The organism is Micromonospora nigra, from assembly GCF_900091585.1.
GTDB classification, from domain to species: domain Bacteria; phylum Actinomycetota; class Actinomycetes; order Mycobacteriales; family Micromonosporaceae; genus Micromonospora; species Micromonospora nigra.
Map to the genome: position 1 here is coordinate 251,899 of NZ_FMHT01000003.1, position 14,885 is coordinate 266,783.

A 14,885-nucleotide genomic window follows, 5' to 3' on the forward strand; every position below is an offset into this window, starting at 1 on the left:
CTTCCTCGTTCTCCACCGGTACGTGACGGTGCCTCAGGAAAGCCCGAGGTCCCGGTCCAAAAGATCGAAAAGCTCCTGGTTGCTGGCCGTCCGCAGCCGGTCGGCCACGTCGGCGGCCTCGTCGGGCCGCTCGCCGGTGTCGCCCCCGGCGGCGCCGAGGCGCTCCAGCAGCCGGTGCAGCCGCATGGTGATCCGCACCCGGCCGATGTCGTCGGCCTCGCGCCGGGCGAGTAACTCCTCCAGCCGGTCCAGTTCCTCGACGGTGGGCAGCGTCTCCACCGACGCCTCACTCACCAGCTCGGCGCGCAGGTGTTCGGCGAGGGCCTGCGGGGTCGGGTAGTCGAACACCACGGAGCTGGGCGGGTTGAGCCCGGTCGCCTGCGCGAGCCGGCCGCGAAGCTCCACGGCGGTCAGCGAGTCGAAGCCGAGGTCCCGGAACGGTCGGTCGGCCTCCAGGGCGTACGGGCTGTCGTGGTCGATCACCTCGGCGGCGGCGGTGCGGATCAGGTCGACCAGCAGCCGGTTCTGCTCGCTGGCGGTGAGGTCGGCGAGTCGCTTGCGCAGGCCGCTGAGGATCTCGCCGCCGGCGTCGGTGGCCGGGTCGGGCCCGGCGCGCAGGGCCGCCACCTCGGGCAGGTCGCCGATCAGCGGCCGGGGTCGGGCGGCGGCGAAGACCGGGGCGAAGCGCGTCCATTCGACGTCGGCGACGGTGAGCACCGTCCCGTCGCCCTCGACGGCGGCGCGCAGGGCGGCCATCGCCGCCTCCCGGTCGAGCAGGGTGACCCCGCGCCGGCTCATCGCCACGGCGTGGTCGTCGCTGACCATGCCACCACCGGCCCACGGCCCCCAGTTGACCGAGAGCACCCGGGTCCGGCCGGCGGGCCGGGACTGCGCCCAGGCATCGAGGAAGGCGTTGCCGGCGGCGTACGCGCCGTGGTCGCCGACGCCCCACGCCGCGGCGATGGAGGAGAAGTAGACGACCAGTTCGAGGTCGTCCGGGTCGAGGAACTCGTCGAGGTGACGGGCGCCGGCGGTCTTGCCGGACACCACGTCGGCGAGTTCGTCGACGTCGACCACGCTGACCGGGTTGAGCCGGCCCACCCCGGCGGCGTGCACGACGGCGTGCACCGTCTCACCGTCGCCGCGCAGCCCGGCGACGAGGTCGGCGACCGCGGCCCGGTCGGCCAGGTCACAGGCGACGACGCGGCCCTGCGCGCCGAGGTCGGTCAGCTCGGCGAGCGTGTCGGCGACGCCGGGGGCGTCCGCGCCGCGCCGGCTGACCAGGATCAGTCGGCGGGTGCCGTGCCGGGCGAACCAGGTGGCGGCGAACCGGCCGATGGCGCCGGTGCCGCCGGTGATGAGCACGGTGTCCGGCGGCTGCCAGGCCGGGGCGTCGGGCAGCTCGGCGCGGGCCGCCCGGGCCAACCGCCGCAGGTGCGTGCCGTGGGGACGGACGGCGAGCTGGTCCTCGGTGTCGGTGTTGGTCAGCGCCCGCAGCAGGTGTTCCCCGGCGGCGGTGTCCAACTCCGCCGGCAGGTCGAGCAGCCCTCCCCAGTGGGCGGGGTGTTCCAGGGCGGTGACCAGACCGAGGCCCCAGGTGCTCGCCTGGGCGGGGTGGGCGATCGGGTCGCCGGGGCCGGTGGTCACGGCCTGGCGGGTGAGCAGCCACAGTGGTCCGGCCGGTGCGGCGTCGGTGACGGACTGGATGAGAGCGAGGTTGCCGACGAGTCCGGCCGGCACGTTCGGGTGGTCGGGGTAGGCGCGCTCGTCCAGGGCGAGCAGCGAGACGATCCGGCGGGACGGGCCGGCGGGCAGCAGCCCGGCCAGCTCGGTCCGGGTGACGCGGGCGCAGTCGACCGTGACGGTCCGTACGTCGCCGCCGTGCCCTTCGATTAGCTCCGCGATCCGGGCGGCGCTCTCCCCCGCCGTGCCGGCCGGGACGACCAGCAGCCAGTCCCCCGTGGCGACGCCGGCGGTGAGCCGCCGCTGCGGCCAGGTGATCCGGTAGCGCCACCCGTCGACCAGCGCGTCGGTCTGCCGCCGGCGGTGCCACTGCGCGAGGGTCGGCAGCTGGGCGCGCAGCGGCTGGTCGGGGTCGACGCCGAACCGGGTCGCCAGCGTGTCGCCGCCGTCCTCGGTCACGGCCCGCCAGAACGCCTCGTCGACGGGGCCGGCCACCGTGGCGGCCTGCGTGGTGGTGCCGACCACCTCGCCCTCGCCGACCGGCCAGTACCGCTGGTGGCGGAACGCGTACGTGGGCAGTTCGACCGGGTCGGCGGCGGGCAGCAGCGCCGACCAGTCGACGGGCAGCCCGTGGCAGTGCAGCCTGGCCAGCGCGCCGAGCAGCGTCGCCACCTCGCCCCGGCCGTGGCGCTGCGTCCCGGTGACCAGCGGTCCGCCCTCGGGCAACGCGTCGGCGGCCAGGGCGGTCAGCACGGTGTCGGGGCCGACCTCCAGCAGCGTGCCGACCCCGAGGTCACGCAGGTGGGTGACGGTGTCGGCGAACCGGACCGCCTCTCGCACGTGCCGGACCCAGTAGTCCGGGGTGCAGACCAGCTCCGGGTCGGCGACCCGGCCGGTCAGGTTGGACACCAGCGGCACGGTCGGCGGGGCGTAGTCGAGCCGGGCGGCGACGGTGGCGAACTCGGCCAGCATCGGTTCCATCAGCGGGCTGTGGAACGCGTGGCTGACGTTGAGCCGCTTGGTGCGTACGCCGAGGGCGGTGAAGTGCCCGGCCAGTTCGGTGAGCGTGTCGCCGTCCCCGGAGACCACCACGGCGGCCGGCCCGTTGACGGCGGCGACGGCCACCCGGTCGGCGTACGGGACGAGGGTGTCGGTGACCTCGGTCTCCCCGGCGGCGACGGCGAGCATCCCGCCGCCGGCCGGCAGGGCCTGCATGAGCCGTCCCCGGTTGCCGACCAGGGCGCAGGCGTCCGGCAGGCTGAGCACGCCGGCCACGTGGGCGGCGGTGATCTCGCCCACGGAGTGCCCGGCTACCAGGTCGGGGCGCACCCCCCAGCCGGCCAGGAGCCGGTGCAGCGCCACCTCGACGGCGAACAGCCCGGCCTGGGTGAAGACGGTCTGGTCGAGCAGGTCGGCGTCGGCGCTGCCCTCGGCGGCGAAGAGCACGGTCTTCAACGGCCGGGGCAGGTGGGCGTCGAGGTGCTGGCAGACCTCGTCGAGGGCCTCGGCGAAGTCGGGGAACGCCCGGTACAGCTCGCGGCCCATGCCGGCGTGCTGCGCGCCCTGCCCGGAGAAGAGCATGGCGACGGTGCCGGCGGACGCGGCGACGTCCCGGGTGACGCCCGGATGGGTCTGCCCGGCGGCGAGCGCCCGCAGCCCGGCCAGGTACCCGTCCCGGTCGGCGGCGAGCAGCACGGCCCGGTGCCGCAGGTGGGACCGGCCGGTGGCCAGGGTCCGGGCGACGGCGGCGGAATCGGCGGCGGGCGCCGCGCTGGTCCAGTCGGCGAGCCGGGCCGCCTGGGCGCGCAGGCCGTCCTCGTCGTTGCCGGAGACCGTCCAGGGCAGCAGCGGCAGCGCGGGTGGCCCCGCCGGGGCGGGCGGGTCGGTGTCGACGGGCGGGGCCTGTTCGAGGATGACGTGGGCGTTGGTGCCGCTGACCCCGAAGGCGGAGACCGCCGCCCGGCGCGGCCGGTCCACCCCCGGCCACGGGGTGGCCTCGGTGAGCAGCGTGACCGCGCCCTCCGACCAGTCCACCTGCGGGGTGGGCTCGTCGACGTGCAGGGTCGGCGGGAGCAGGTCGTGCTGGAGCGCCATCACCATCTTGATCACACCGGAGACGCCTGCGGCGGCCTGGGTGTGGCCGAGGTTCGACTTGACCGAACCGAGCAGCAGCGGCCGGTCGGCGGGCCGGTCCTGCCCGTACGTGGCGAGCAGGGCCTGCGCCTCGATCGGATCACCGAGTCGGGTGCCGGTGCCGTGGCCGTCGACGACGTCCACGTCGGCGGGGGTGAGCCGGGCGTTGGCCAGGGCCTGCCGGATGACCCGCTGCTGGGCGGGGCCGTTCGGGGCGGTGAGACCGTTGGACGCGCCGTCGGAGTTGGTGGCGCAGCCGCGGACGACGGCGAGGATCCGCCGACCGTCGCGGCGGGCGTCGGAGAGACGCTGGAGGAGCACCAGTCCGGCCCCCTCACCCCAGCCGGTGCCGTCGGCCGCCCCCGCGAAGGACTTGCACCGGCCGTCGGCGGCGAGGCCACGCTGCCGGGAGAACTCCAGGAACGGGCCGGGGGTCGCCATCACGGTGACGCCGCCGGCGACCGCCATGTCGCACTCGCCGGCCCGCAGCGACTGCACGGCCAGGTGCAGGGCGACCAGCGACGAGGAGCAGGCCGTGTCGACGCTGACCGCCGGCCCCTGGAGGCCGAAGGTGTAGGAGAGCCGGCCGGAGAGCACCGCCGCGACGTTGCCGGTGGCCTGGTAGCCCTCGGTCTCGGCCCGTGCGGCCATGAGCAGGGTCGCGTAGTCCTGGCCGTTGGTGCCGACGAAGACGCCGGTGCTGGTGTCCCGCGCGTCGGCGGGGGCGATGCCGGCCCGCTCGAACAGTTCCCAGCCGGTCTCCAGCAGCAGCCGCTGCTGCGGGTCCATCACCAGCGCCTCGCGGGGCGAGATGCCGAACAGGCCGGCGTCGAAGCCCTCGGCCTCGGCGAGGAAGCCACCCTCCCGCGCGTACGAGGTGCCCGGGGTGTCGGGGTCGGGGTCGTACAGGGCGTCGAGGTCCCAACCCCGGTTGGCGGGGAACCCGGCGATCGCGTCGCGCCCCTCGGCGACCAGCCGCCACAGGTCCTCCGGGCTCGCCACCCCGCCGGGGTAGCGGCAGCTCATCGCCACGATCGCGATGGGTTCGTCGAGGGCGGCGGCCTTCGTGGGGGCGTCGACCTGCTCGGTGACGCCGAGGATGCGGTCGGCCAGCCAGCCGGCGAGCAGCGCCGGGGTGGGCCGGTCGAAGACCAGTGTGGCGGGGAGCTTCAGCCCGACCGCCTCGCCGAGCCGGTTACGCATCTCCACGGCGCTCAGCGAGTCGAAACCGATCTCGCGGAACGGTTGGTCGGCGGCGATCGCCTCCGCCGAGGCGTGCCCGAGCACGGCCGCGGCGTGCATCCGGACCAGCTCCAGCAGGGTACGACGGCGTTCCGCCTCGGCCACTCCGGCGAGCCGGGCGCGCAGCGGGGACACCTGGGCGGGCCCGTCGTCGTCCAGGGCGCGGGCGGCGACGAGCCGGGCGACCTCCGGGACGTCCTCGATCAGTGGCCGGGGGCGGGTCAGCGCGTAGGTCTGGTGGAACCGGTCCCAGGCGATGTCGCCGACGGTGAGGGTGACCTCGTCGCGCGCGAGAGCCTGGGCGAGCACGGTGACGGCCAGGTCGGGGCGCATCGGCCGGACACCGGAGCGGAACATCTGGTCGGCACCCTCGGCCGCCATCATCCCGCCGCCGTCCCAGGCGCCCCAGGCCACGGCGGTGGCGGGCAGGCCCCGACGACGGCGGTTCTCGGCGAGGGCGTCGAGGAAGGCGTTGCCGGCGGCGTAGCCGCCCTGGAATCCGCCGCCCCAGATCCCGGCGCCGGAGGAGAAGAGGACGAAGGCGGCCACGTCGTCGCCGAACGTCGCGTCGAGGTTGACGGCGCCGGCGACCTTGGCGTGCAGGCTGTCGGCGAGCCCGGTCACGTCGATGCCGGCGAGCGGGCCGGCCTGGGCGACGCCTGCGGCGTGGAAGACCGCGTCGATCCGGACGTCCTGCCCGGCGAGCCGGTCGAGCAGTGCGTGCAGCGAGTCCGGGTCGGTCACGTCGCAGGCCGCCACCGTCACGGTCGTGCCGAGGGCGGTCAGCTCCGCCTCCAGTTCGGCCGCGCCGGTCGTCGCCGGGCCCTGTCGGCTGGTCAGCACCAGGTGGGACGCGCCCTCGCGGGCCAGCCACCGGGCCACGTGCGTGCCGATCGCGCCGAGGCCGCCGGTGACCAGGACGGTGCCGGCGGGACGCCATCCGGCGGCGTCCGACCGGGTGTCGGTGTCGACGCGGACGAGCCGGCGGGCGAACAGGCCGGAGGTGCGTACGGCGATCTGGTCCTCGTGCCCGACGCCGGCGAGGGCGGCGGCGAGCCGGCCCCGGGCCCGCCGGTCCAGGGTGGCCGGCAGGTCGACGAGGCCGCCCCAGCGGTCGACGTGTTCCAGTGCGACGACCCGGCCGAGGCCCCAGACCAGGGCCTGCCGGGGATGGTCGAGCGGATCCGCGCGGCCGGTGGAGACGGCGCCCCGGGTGGCGCACCACAGCGGTGCGGCGATCCCGGCGTCACCGAGGGCCTGCACGAGGGCGAGGGTGCCGGCGAGCCCGGCGGACACGACCGGACGGTCCGGGTGGTCGGCCTCGTCGAGGGCGAGCAGGGAGAACACGCCGGCGACGGCGTCGGTGCCGAGGTCGGCGAGCTGCCCGGCGAGCGCCGCGCGGTCCGGGTCGGCGACGGTCACCGGCACGACGTCCGCGCCGGCCTCGCCGAGGGCCTGGACGACCTGCCCGACCAGCGGATCGCCCGCGTATGCGGCTGGCGCGACGAGCAGCCAGGACCCGCCCAGCCGGGCGGACGACGCGACGGGCAGCGGCTTCCAGCGCACCCGGTACCGCCAGGCGTCCGTGGTGGACTCGTCGCGGCGGCGCTGCCGCCACTCGGACAACACCGGCAGCGCCTCGCCGAGCGCCCGCGCCCCGGTCTCGTCGACGCGCATGGCGGCGGCCAGCGCGTCGGCGTCGGACCGCTCGACAGCGTCCCAGAAATGGCGGTCGACGGGGTCGTCGGCGGTGGCCGCCGGCCCGATCCGCACCGGCGTCTCGGGCCAGTACCGCTGCCGGTGGAACGCGTATGTGGGCAGCGGTACGGCGGGACCCGGACGCACGCCGCAGACGGTGGTCCAGTCCGCGTCGACGCCGTGGACGTGCAACTCGGCCAGGGCGGTGAGCATGCGACGCCACCCGCCCGCGTCACGGCGCAGGGTGTTGACCACGGCCGCCTCGTGCTCACCGGAGTCGATGGTCTCCTGCATGCCGAAGCTGAGCACCGGGTGCGGGCCGACCTCCAGGAAGACCTGGTGACCGTCGGCGAGCAGGTTGCGCATCGCCTCCTCGAAGTTCACCGTCTCGCGCAGGTTCCGGTACCAGTAGCCGGCGTCGAGGGTGGTGGAGTCGGTCTGCCGGCCGGTGAGCGCCGAGTAGAACGCCAGCTCGGCGGGGCGGGCGGTGACCCCGTCGAGGCTGGCCAGGAGCCGGTCCCGGACGGCCTCGACGTGCGGCGAGTGGGAGGCGTAGTCGACGTCGATGGGGCGGGTGCGCACGTCGTCGGCCGCGCAGGCGGCGGTCAGCTCGTCGAGGGCGTCCGGGTCGCCGGCGACCACCACCGACCCGGGGCCGTTGACGACGGCCACGCAGAGCCGGCCGTCCCACCGGGTCAGCAGCTCGCGGACCCGGTCGGCGGGCAGGGCGACCGACAGCATGCCGCCCCGGCCGACGATGTCGGCGAGCACCTGACTGCGCAGGGCCACGATCCTGGCGGCGTCCTCCAGGGAGAGGGCACCGGCCACGCAGGCGGCGGCGATCTCCCCCTGGGAGTGCCCGACCACCGCGGCCGGTCGTACGCCGAGCGAGCGCCACAGCCGGGCCAGGGAGACCATCACCGCCCACAGGGTGGGCTGCACGACGCCGGAGGCGACCAGCGGCGGGGCGTCGTCGGTGCCGCGCAGCACGTCGGTCAGCGACCAGTCGACCCAGGGCGCGAGGACGGCCTCGCACTCGGCGATGGACGCGGCGAACACCGGCGAGTCCACCAGCAGGTCGGCGGCCATGCCGGGCCACTGCGAGCCGTGGCCGGAGAAGACGAAGACGGGGCCGGCGTTGCGCAGGGCCGCGCCGGTCACCACGGCGGGAACGGTGTCGCCGTCGGCGAGCGCGGTCAGACCCCTGGTCAGGTCGGCCTGGTCCTGGCCGAGCACGACGGCCCGGTGCGGGAACGCCGCCCGGGTGGTCGCCAGGGCGTACGCCACCCCGGCCGGTTCGATCTCGGGGTGCGCGGCGAGGTGCGAGCGCAGCCGGACGGCCTGCTCCCGCAGCGCGGCCCGGTCGGCGGCGGACAGCACGAGCGGGACGACCCCGGCGTCGGCGGCGACGCCCGGCCGGAACTCGCCGACCACGGTGGACTCGGGAGCCTGCTCCAGCACGACGTGCGCGTTGGTGCCGGAGATCCCGAACGACGACACCGCCGCCCGACGCGGCCGGTCCACGGCCGGCCACGGCGTGGCCTCCGTCGCCAGGGCCACCGCACCGGCGGTCCAGTCGACGTGCGGGGACGGCTCGTCGACGTGCAACGTCGACGGGACCGTGCCGTGCCGCATCGCCAGGACCATCTTGATCACCCCGGCCACCCCGGCGGCGGCCTGGGTGTGCCCGATGTTCGACTTGATCGACCCGAGCAGCAACGGTCGGTCGTCCGGCCGGTCCTGCCCGTAGGTGGCCAGCAGGGCCTGCGCCTCGATCGGGTCCCCGAGGGTGGTACCGGTGCCGTGCGCCTCGACCGCGTCCACGTCGGCGGGGGTCAGCCGGGCGTTGGCGAGGGCCTGCCGGATCACCCGCTGCTGCGACGGACCGTTCGGCGCGGTCAACCCGTTCGACGCACCGTCGGAGTTCACGGCGGTCCCCCGGACCACGGCGTAGATCCGCCGGCCGTCCCGCTGGGCGTCGGAGAGCCGCTGCACCAGCAGCACGCCCACCCCCTCGCCCCAACCGGTGCCATCGGCGGACGCCGCGAACGACCTGCACCGGCCGTCGGCCGACAGGCCACGCTGGCGCGAGAACTCGATGAACGTGCCCGGCGTGGCCATCACCGTCACACCACCGGCCAGCGCCAGGTCACACTCCCCCGACCGCAACGCCTGCACGGCGAGGTGCAGGGCGACCAGCGACGAGGAGCAGGCGGTGTCGACGGTGACGGCGGGGCCCTCCAGGCCGAACGTGTAGGCGACCCGCCCCGACAGGACGCTGCCCGAGCTGCCGGTGCCGATGTAGCCCTCCACCTCGGCGGGCAGGTCGAGCAGCCGCGACGCGTAGTCGTGGTACATGACGCCGGCGAACACGCCCGTACGACTGCCGCGCAGCCGCCTCGGGTCCAGGCCGGCCGACTCGAACGTCTCCCACGACGCCTCCAGCAGCAGCCGCTGCTGCGGATCCATGGCCAGGGCCTCGCGGGGGCTGATGCCGAAGAACGCCGGGTCGAACTCCGCCGCCCCGTACAGGAAACCGCCGTGCCGGGTGTACGACGTGCCGCTGCTGTTCGGATCCGGGTCGAACAACGAGTCCAGGTCCCAGCCCCGGTCGGCCGGGAACTCGCCGATCCCGTCACCGCCCGCCGCCAGCAACTCCCACAACTGGTCCGGGTTGTCCACCCCACCCGGGTACCGGCACGCCATGCCCACGATCGCGACCGGCTCGTCGACGCGGGTGCTGGTCACCGTCTCGGTCGCGGACACCGTGGCACCCCGGCCGCCGACCAGTTCGGCGTACACCTGGGCGGCCAGGATCTGCGGGGTCGGGTAGTCGAAGACCAACGTCGAGGCCAGCCGCAGGCCGGTGGCGGCGTTGATCCGGTTGCGCAGGTCCACCGCGGTCAGCGAGTCGAAGCCCAGCTCCCGGAACGCCCGGTCCGCCGGCACCGCCTCCGCCCCGCCGTGCCCGAGCACCTGGGCCACCAGACCCCGCACGAGGGTGTCGACCTGGTCACGGGCCTCCTGCGGCTCCAGGTCGACCAGTCGGTCGGCCCAGTTGCCCCGGCCGGCCTGCCGCCGGGCGGTGACCGTGCCGAGCAGCGCCCGCAGCAGCGACGGCACCTGCCCGGCGACGACCTGCGACCGCATCGCCGGCACGTCGATGACGGCGGGCACGAGCGCGGCCCGGTCGGCGGACACCGCGGCGTCGAGCAGTTCCAGACCCGTCCGGGCGTCCATCGGGGTCAGGCCGGCCCGTGCCGACCGGGCCCGGTCGGCCTCGGAGACCGACGCGGCCATGCCGGGCGTGTCCCACATGCCCCACGCCAGGCTGACCGCCGGCAGGCCCACCTGGCGGCGGTGCGCGGCGAGGGCGTCGAGGAACGTGTTCGCGGCGGCGTAGGCGGCCTGGCCCGGGGAGCCGAGGACACCCGCCACGGACGAGAACAGCACGAACAGGTCGAGATCCAGACCGAGGGTCGCCTCGTGCAGCCACCAGCCGGCGGTGGCCTTGGGCGCCAGGACGCCGGCCAGGCGCTCCGGGCTGATCGCCGAGACCACGCCGTCGTCGAGCACGCCGGCGGTGTGCACCACGCCGGCCAGTCGGCCGGGAACGCCGGTGACCAGCGCGGCCACCCGGTCCCGGTCGGTGACGTCGGCGGCGACCACCTCGACCCGGGCACCGAGGCCGGTCAACCGCTCGGCGAGCGCCTCCGCGCCGGGAGCGGCCGGACCCTGCCGGGACACCAGCAGCAGCGACCGCACGCCGTGCGCGGTGACCAGGTGCTCCGCGACGAGGGCGCCGAGCGCCCCGGTGCCGCCGGTCACCAGCACCGTGCCGTCGCCGACAGTGGGCGCCGACCTCTCGGAGGCCGGCGCGGCGCGGACGAGACGGGGGGTCAGCACCGCGTCGGCGCGCAGCGCCACCTGCCCCCCGGTGGCCGGCAGGTCTTCGACGACGCCGGCCAGCACGGCGAGGGTGGCGGCGTCCGGGTCCCGGTCGAGGTCGGCCAGGACGATGCGACCCGGGTGCTCGGACTGGGCCGAGCGGAGCAGGCCCCACACGGCTGCGCCGGCCAGGTCGGCGAGCTGGTCGGCGTCCCGGGCCGCCACCGCGCCCCGGGTCAGCACCACCAGCCGGGAGTCGGCGAGGGCGTCGGCGGCCAACCACGCCTGCACCGTCGCGAGCACGTCCGAGGCGGCGGCCCGGACGGACTCCGGCACGGCCGTGCCGGGCGGTGCTCCGCCAGCACCCGGGCCGGCGGCCCCGGCCACCGGCAGCACCAGGGTGCGCGGCAGCGGCCCGGCGTCGGTCGCGCCGGTCAGCACGGCCGCCACGTCGGCGTACCCGGGCAGGTCGGCGTACCCGGGCAGGTCGGCGTACCCGGGCAGGTCGGCGGCCTCGGTTCCGGGTGGGCCGGCGAGCAGCGCCCAGCCGGACAGGTCGGCGACGGGCGTGACCTCCTCGGCCTGCCAGGCGACCTCGAACATCGACCGGGCCACGGCGCCGGGAGCGGCCAGGCCGGTCATCTCCCGCAGGACCAGGGTGTCCACCGACACCACGGGGGTGCCGGAGCCGTCGGCGGCCACCAGCCGCACCGCCGAGCCGTCGGCGGTCAGCCGTACCCGCAGCGCCGCCGCGCCGGACGCGTGAACCTGGACGCCCTCGAACGCGAACGGCACCCGGGGGCCACCGCCCGCCTCGGCCAGCAGCAGCCCGACGGGGTGCAGGGCGGCGTCCAGCAGCGCCGGGTGCACCGCGAAGCTGCCCGCGACCTCGGCGAGGTCCTCCGGCAGGGCGACCTCGGCGTACACCTCGCCGTCGCCGGCCCAGAGGCGGCGCAGCCCCTGGAACGCCGGCCCGTAGGCGAGGCCGTGCCCGGCCATCGCGTCGTACCAGTCGTCGAGCGCGATCTCGGTCGCCGCGGCGGGCGGCCACGACCCGAGGCCGGGCTCGTCGGCGGTGGCCGGTTCCAGCACGCCCTCGGCGTGCCGCAGCCAGCCGGCGTCCGGGTCGTCCTCCGACTGGGAGTGCACGGTGACCGCGCGGGCGCCGGCGTCGTCGGCGGGGCCGACGCGCACCTGCACCCGGGTGCCGCCGGCGGCGGGCAGGACCAGCGGCGCGGCGACGGCCAGCTCCCGTACCCGGGAGACGCCGATCTCGTCGCCGGCCCGCACCGCGAGCTCGACCAGCGCGGTGCCGGGCAGCACCACCGTGCCGGAGACCGCGTGGTCGGCCAGCCACGGGTGGGTGGCCAGCGACAGCCGGCCGGTGAGCAGCACCATGTCCTCGCCCGCGACGGAGACCGCCGCGCCGAGCAGCGGGTGCCCGGCCGCGCCCAGGCCGGCGCCGGAGACGTCGGCGAGCCGGCCGACCGGCTCCAGCCAGTACCGCTCGTGCTGGAAGGCGTACGTGGGCAGGTCGATCCGACGGGCGCCGGCACCGGCGAACAGGGCGTTCCAGTCGACGGCGAGACCGTCGGCGTGCAGCTGGGCGAGGGCCTCCAGGACGGCGCGGGCCTCGGGCCGGTCCTTGCGGTTCAGCGGCACCAGCACCGCCGTCGGGTCGGTGAGGCAGCTCTGCGCCATCGCGGTGAGCACCCCGTTGGGGCCCAGCTCCACCCACGTGCCGACGCCGGCCCCGGCCAGGTGGTCGACCGCGTCGGCGAAGCGTACGGCCTCCCGCACGTGACGCACCCAGTAGCCGGGGCTGCTCAGCTGCTCCGGTTCGGCGACCCGGCCGGTCAGGTTCGACACGATCGGCACGGTGGGCGGCCGGAACGTCAGCCCCTCCGCGACCGCCGCGAACTCGGCGAGCATCGGGTCCATGAGGGCGCTGTGGAAGGCGTGGCTGACCCGGAGCCGGTGGGTGGGCACGCCCCGGGCAGCCCAGACCGCGGCCACCTCGTCGACGGCCTCGGCGTCGCCGGAGACGACCACGGCGGTGGGACCGTTGACGGCGGCGATGTCGACCCGACCGGCGATGTCGGCCAGTGACCGGGCCACGGCCGCCTCGTCGGCGCCGACGGCGAGCATCGCTCCGCCGGCCGGCAGGGCCTGCATGAGCCGGCCCCGGGCGGCGACCAGCGCGGCGGCGTCGGCGAGGGTGAGGACCCCGGCGACGTGCGCGGCGGCCAGTTCGCCGATCGAGTGGCCGACCAGGAAGTCGGGGACGAGCCCGAACGAACCGGCGAGCCGGAACAGCGCAACCTCGACGGCGAACAGCCCGGCCTGGGTGAAGACCGTCTGGTTCAGCAGGGCGGCCTCGGCCGAGTCCGCCGGGGCGAACAGCACCTCGCGCAGCGGGCGGGGCAGGTGCGGGTCGAGCTGCGCGCAGACCTCGTCCAACGCGGAGGCGAAGACGGGGAACGCGGCGTACAGCTCGCGTCCCATGCCGGCACGCTGGGCACCCTGGCCGGAGAAGAGGAACGCGACCCGGCCGCGAGCGGTGGCGGTGCCGGTGACCACGGCGGGAGACAACTCGCCGGCGGCGAGGGCCCGCAGCCCGGCGAGCAGGTCGGCACGGTCGGTGGCGAGGACCACGGCCCGCCGGTCCAGCCCCGCCCGGCGGAGCCCGGACACGGCGACGTCCACCGGCTCCACGGTGTCGTCGGCGGCCAGGTGCTCGGCCCAGCGGCGGGCCTGCGCGGCGAGGGACTCGGCGCTGCGGGCGGAGAGCGGGACCGGCACCAGCGGCGGCGCGACGGCCGGCGTCACCGGCTCGGACTCCTCTTCGGCGGGGGCCTGCTCGACGATGACGTGGGCGTTGGTGCCGCTGATGCCGAACGACGACACGGCGGCCCGCCGCTCGCGCCCGGTCGCCGGCCAGGGGCGGGGCTCGGTGAGCAGTTCGACGGCACCGGCCGACCAGTCGATGTGCGGGGACGGTTCGTCGACGTGCAGGGTGCGCGGCAGCACTCCGTGCCGCATCGCCAGGACCATCTTGATGATTCCGGCAGCCCCGGCGGCGGCCTGGGTGTGGCCGAGGTTGGACTTCACCGAACCGAGCCAGAGCGGCTGCCCGCCGGTGCGGTCCTGCCCGTACGTGGCGAGCAACGCCTGCGCCTCGATCGGGTCGCCGAGGGTGGTGCCGGTGCCGTGGGCCTCGACGACGTCGACGTCCGCCGGGGAGAGCCGCGCGTTGGCCAGGGCCTGCCGGATCACCCGCTCCTGGCTGGGGCCGTTCGGGGTGGTCAGGCCGCTGCTCGCGCCGTCCTGGTTGACCGCGCTGCCCCGGATCACCGCGAGGACGCGTCGACCGTCGCGTCGTGCGTCGGAGAGGCGCTGGAGCAGCAGTACGCCGACACCCTCGGCCCAGCCGGTGCCGTCGGCGGACGCGGCGAACGACTTGCACCGCCCGTCGGCGGCGAGCCCGCGCTGCCGGGAGAACTCGGCGAAGACGCCGGGGGTGGACAGCACGGTGACCCCGCCGGCCAGGGCGAGGTCGCAGTCCCGCTGGCGCAACGCCTGCACGGCGAGGTGCACGGCGACCAGCGACGAGGAGCAGGCCGTGTCGATGGTGACGGCCGGCCCTTCGAGGCCGTAGGTGTACGCGACCCGGCCCGACACGACGCTGCCGGAGTTGCCGGTGCCCAGGTATCCCTCCACGCCTTCGGGCAGGTCGAGCACCCGGGAGGCGTAGTCGTGGTACATCACCCCGGCGAACACCCCGGTGCGGCTGCCGCGCAGTCGGTGCGGGTCGAGGCCGGCGGACTCGAACGCCTCCCAGGCGCTTTCCAGCAGCAGCCGCTGCTGCGGGTCCATGGCGAGGGCCTCGCGCGGCGAGATGCCGAACAGGGCCGGGTCGAACTCGGTGGCCTCGTAGAGGAAGCCGCCCTTGTCGGTGTACGAGGTGCCCGGGTTGTCCGGGTCGACGGAGAAGAGCCGTTCGAGGTCCCAGCCCCGGTCGGTCGGGAAGTCCCCCACCCCGTCCCGCCCGTCGGCGACCAACTGCCACAGGTCGTCCGGGCTCTGGACGCCACCCGGGTAGCGGCAGGCCATGCCGACGATGGCCATCGGCTCCCGGTCCTTCGCCTCCACCTCGCGCACGCGCCGCCGCGCCTCGCGCAGGTCCGTCGTGGCGCGCCGGAGGTAGTCGAGGAACTCTTCCTCAGTGGGCATCGAGCCAC

Annotated in this window: 1 protein-coding gene; it reads right to left on the reverse strand. The window is 76.0% G+C overall.

All coding sequences use genetic code 11. The features are described 5' to 3' along the window. Positions 1-33 precede the first annotated feature (33 nt). A complete protein-coding gene (locus GA0070616_RS01595) occupies positions 34-14,877 on the reverse strand; it encodes a type I polyketide synthase (protein ID WP_091075117.1) in 14,844 nt (4,947 codons plus the stop codon). Between the last annotated feature and the right edge of the window lie 8 nt (positions 14,878-14,885).

What these genes read in the sequence shown, in the direction of transcription:
- GA0070616_RS01595 (WP_091075117.1), bottom strand. Translation starts at nt 14,877, where the DNA reads ATGCCCACTGAGGAAGAGTTCCTCGACTACCTCCGGCGCGCCACGACG.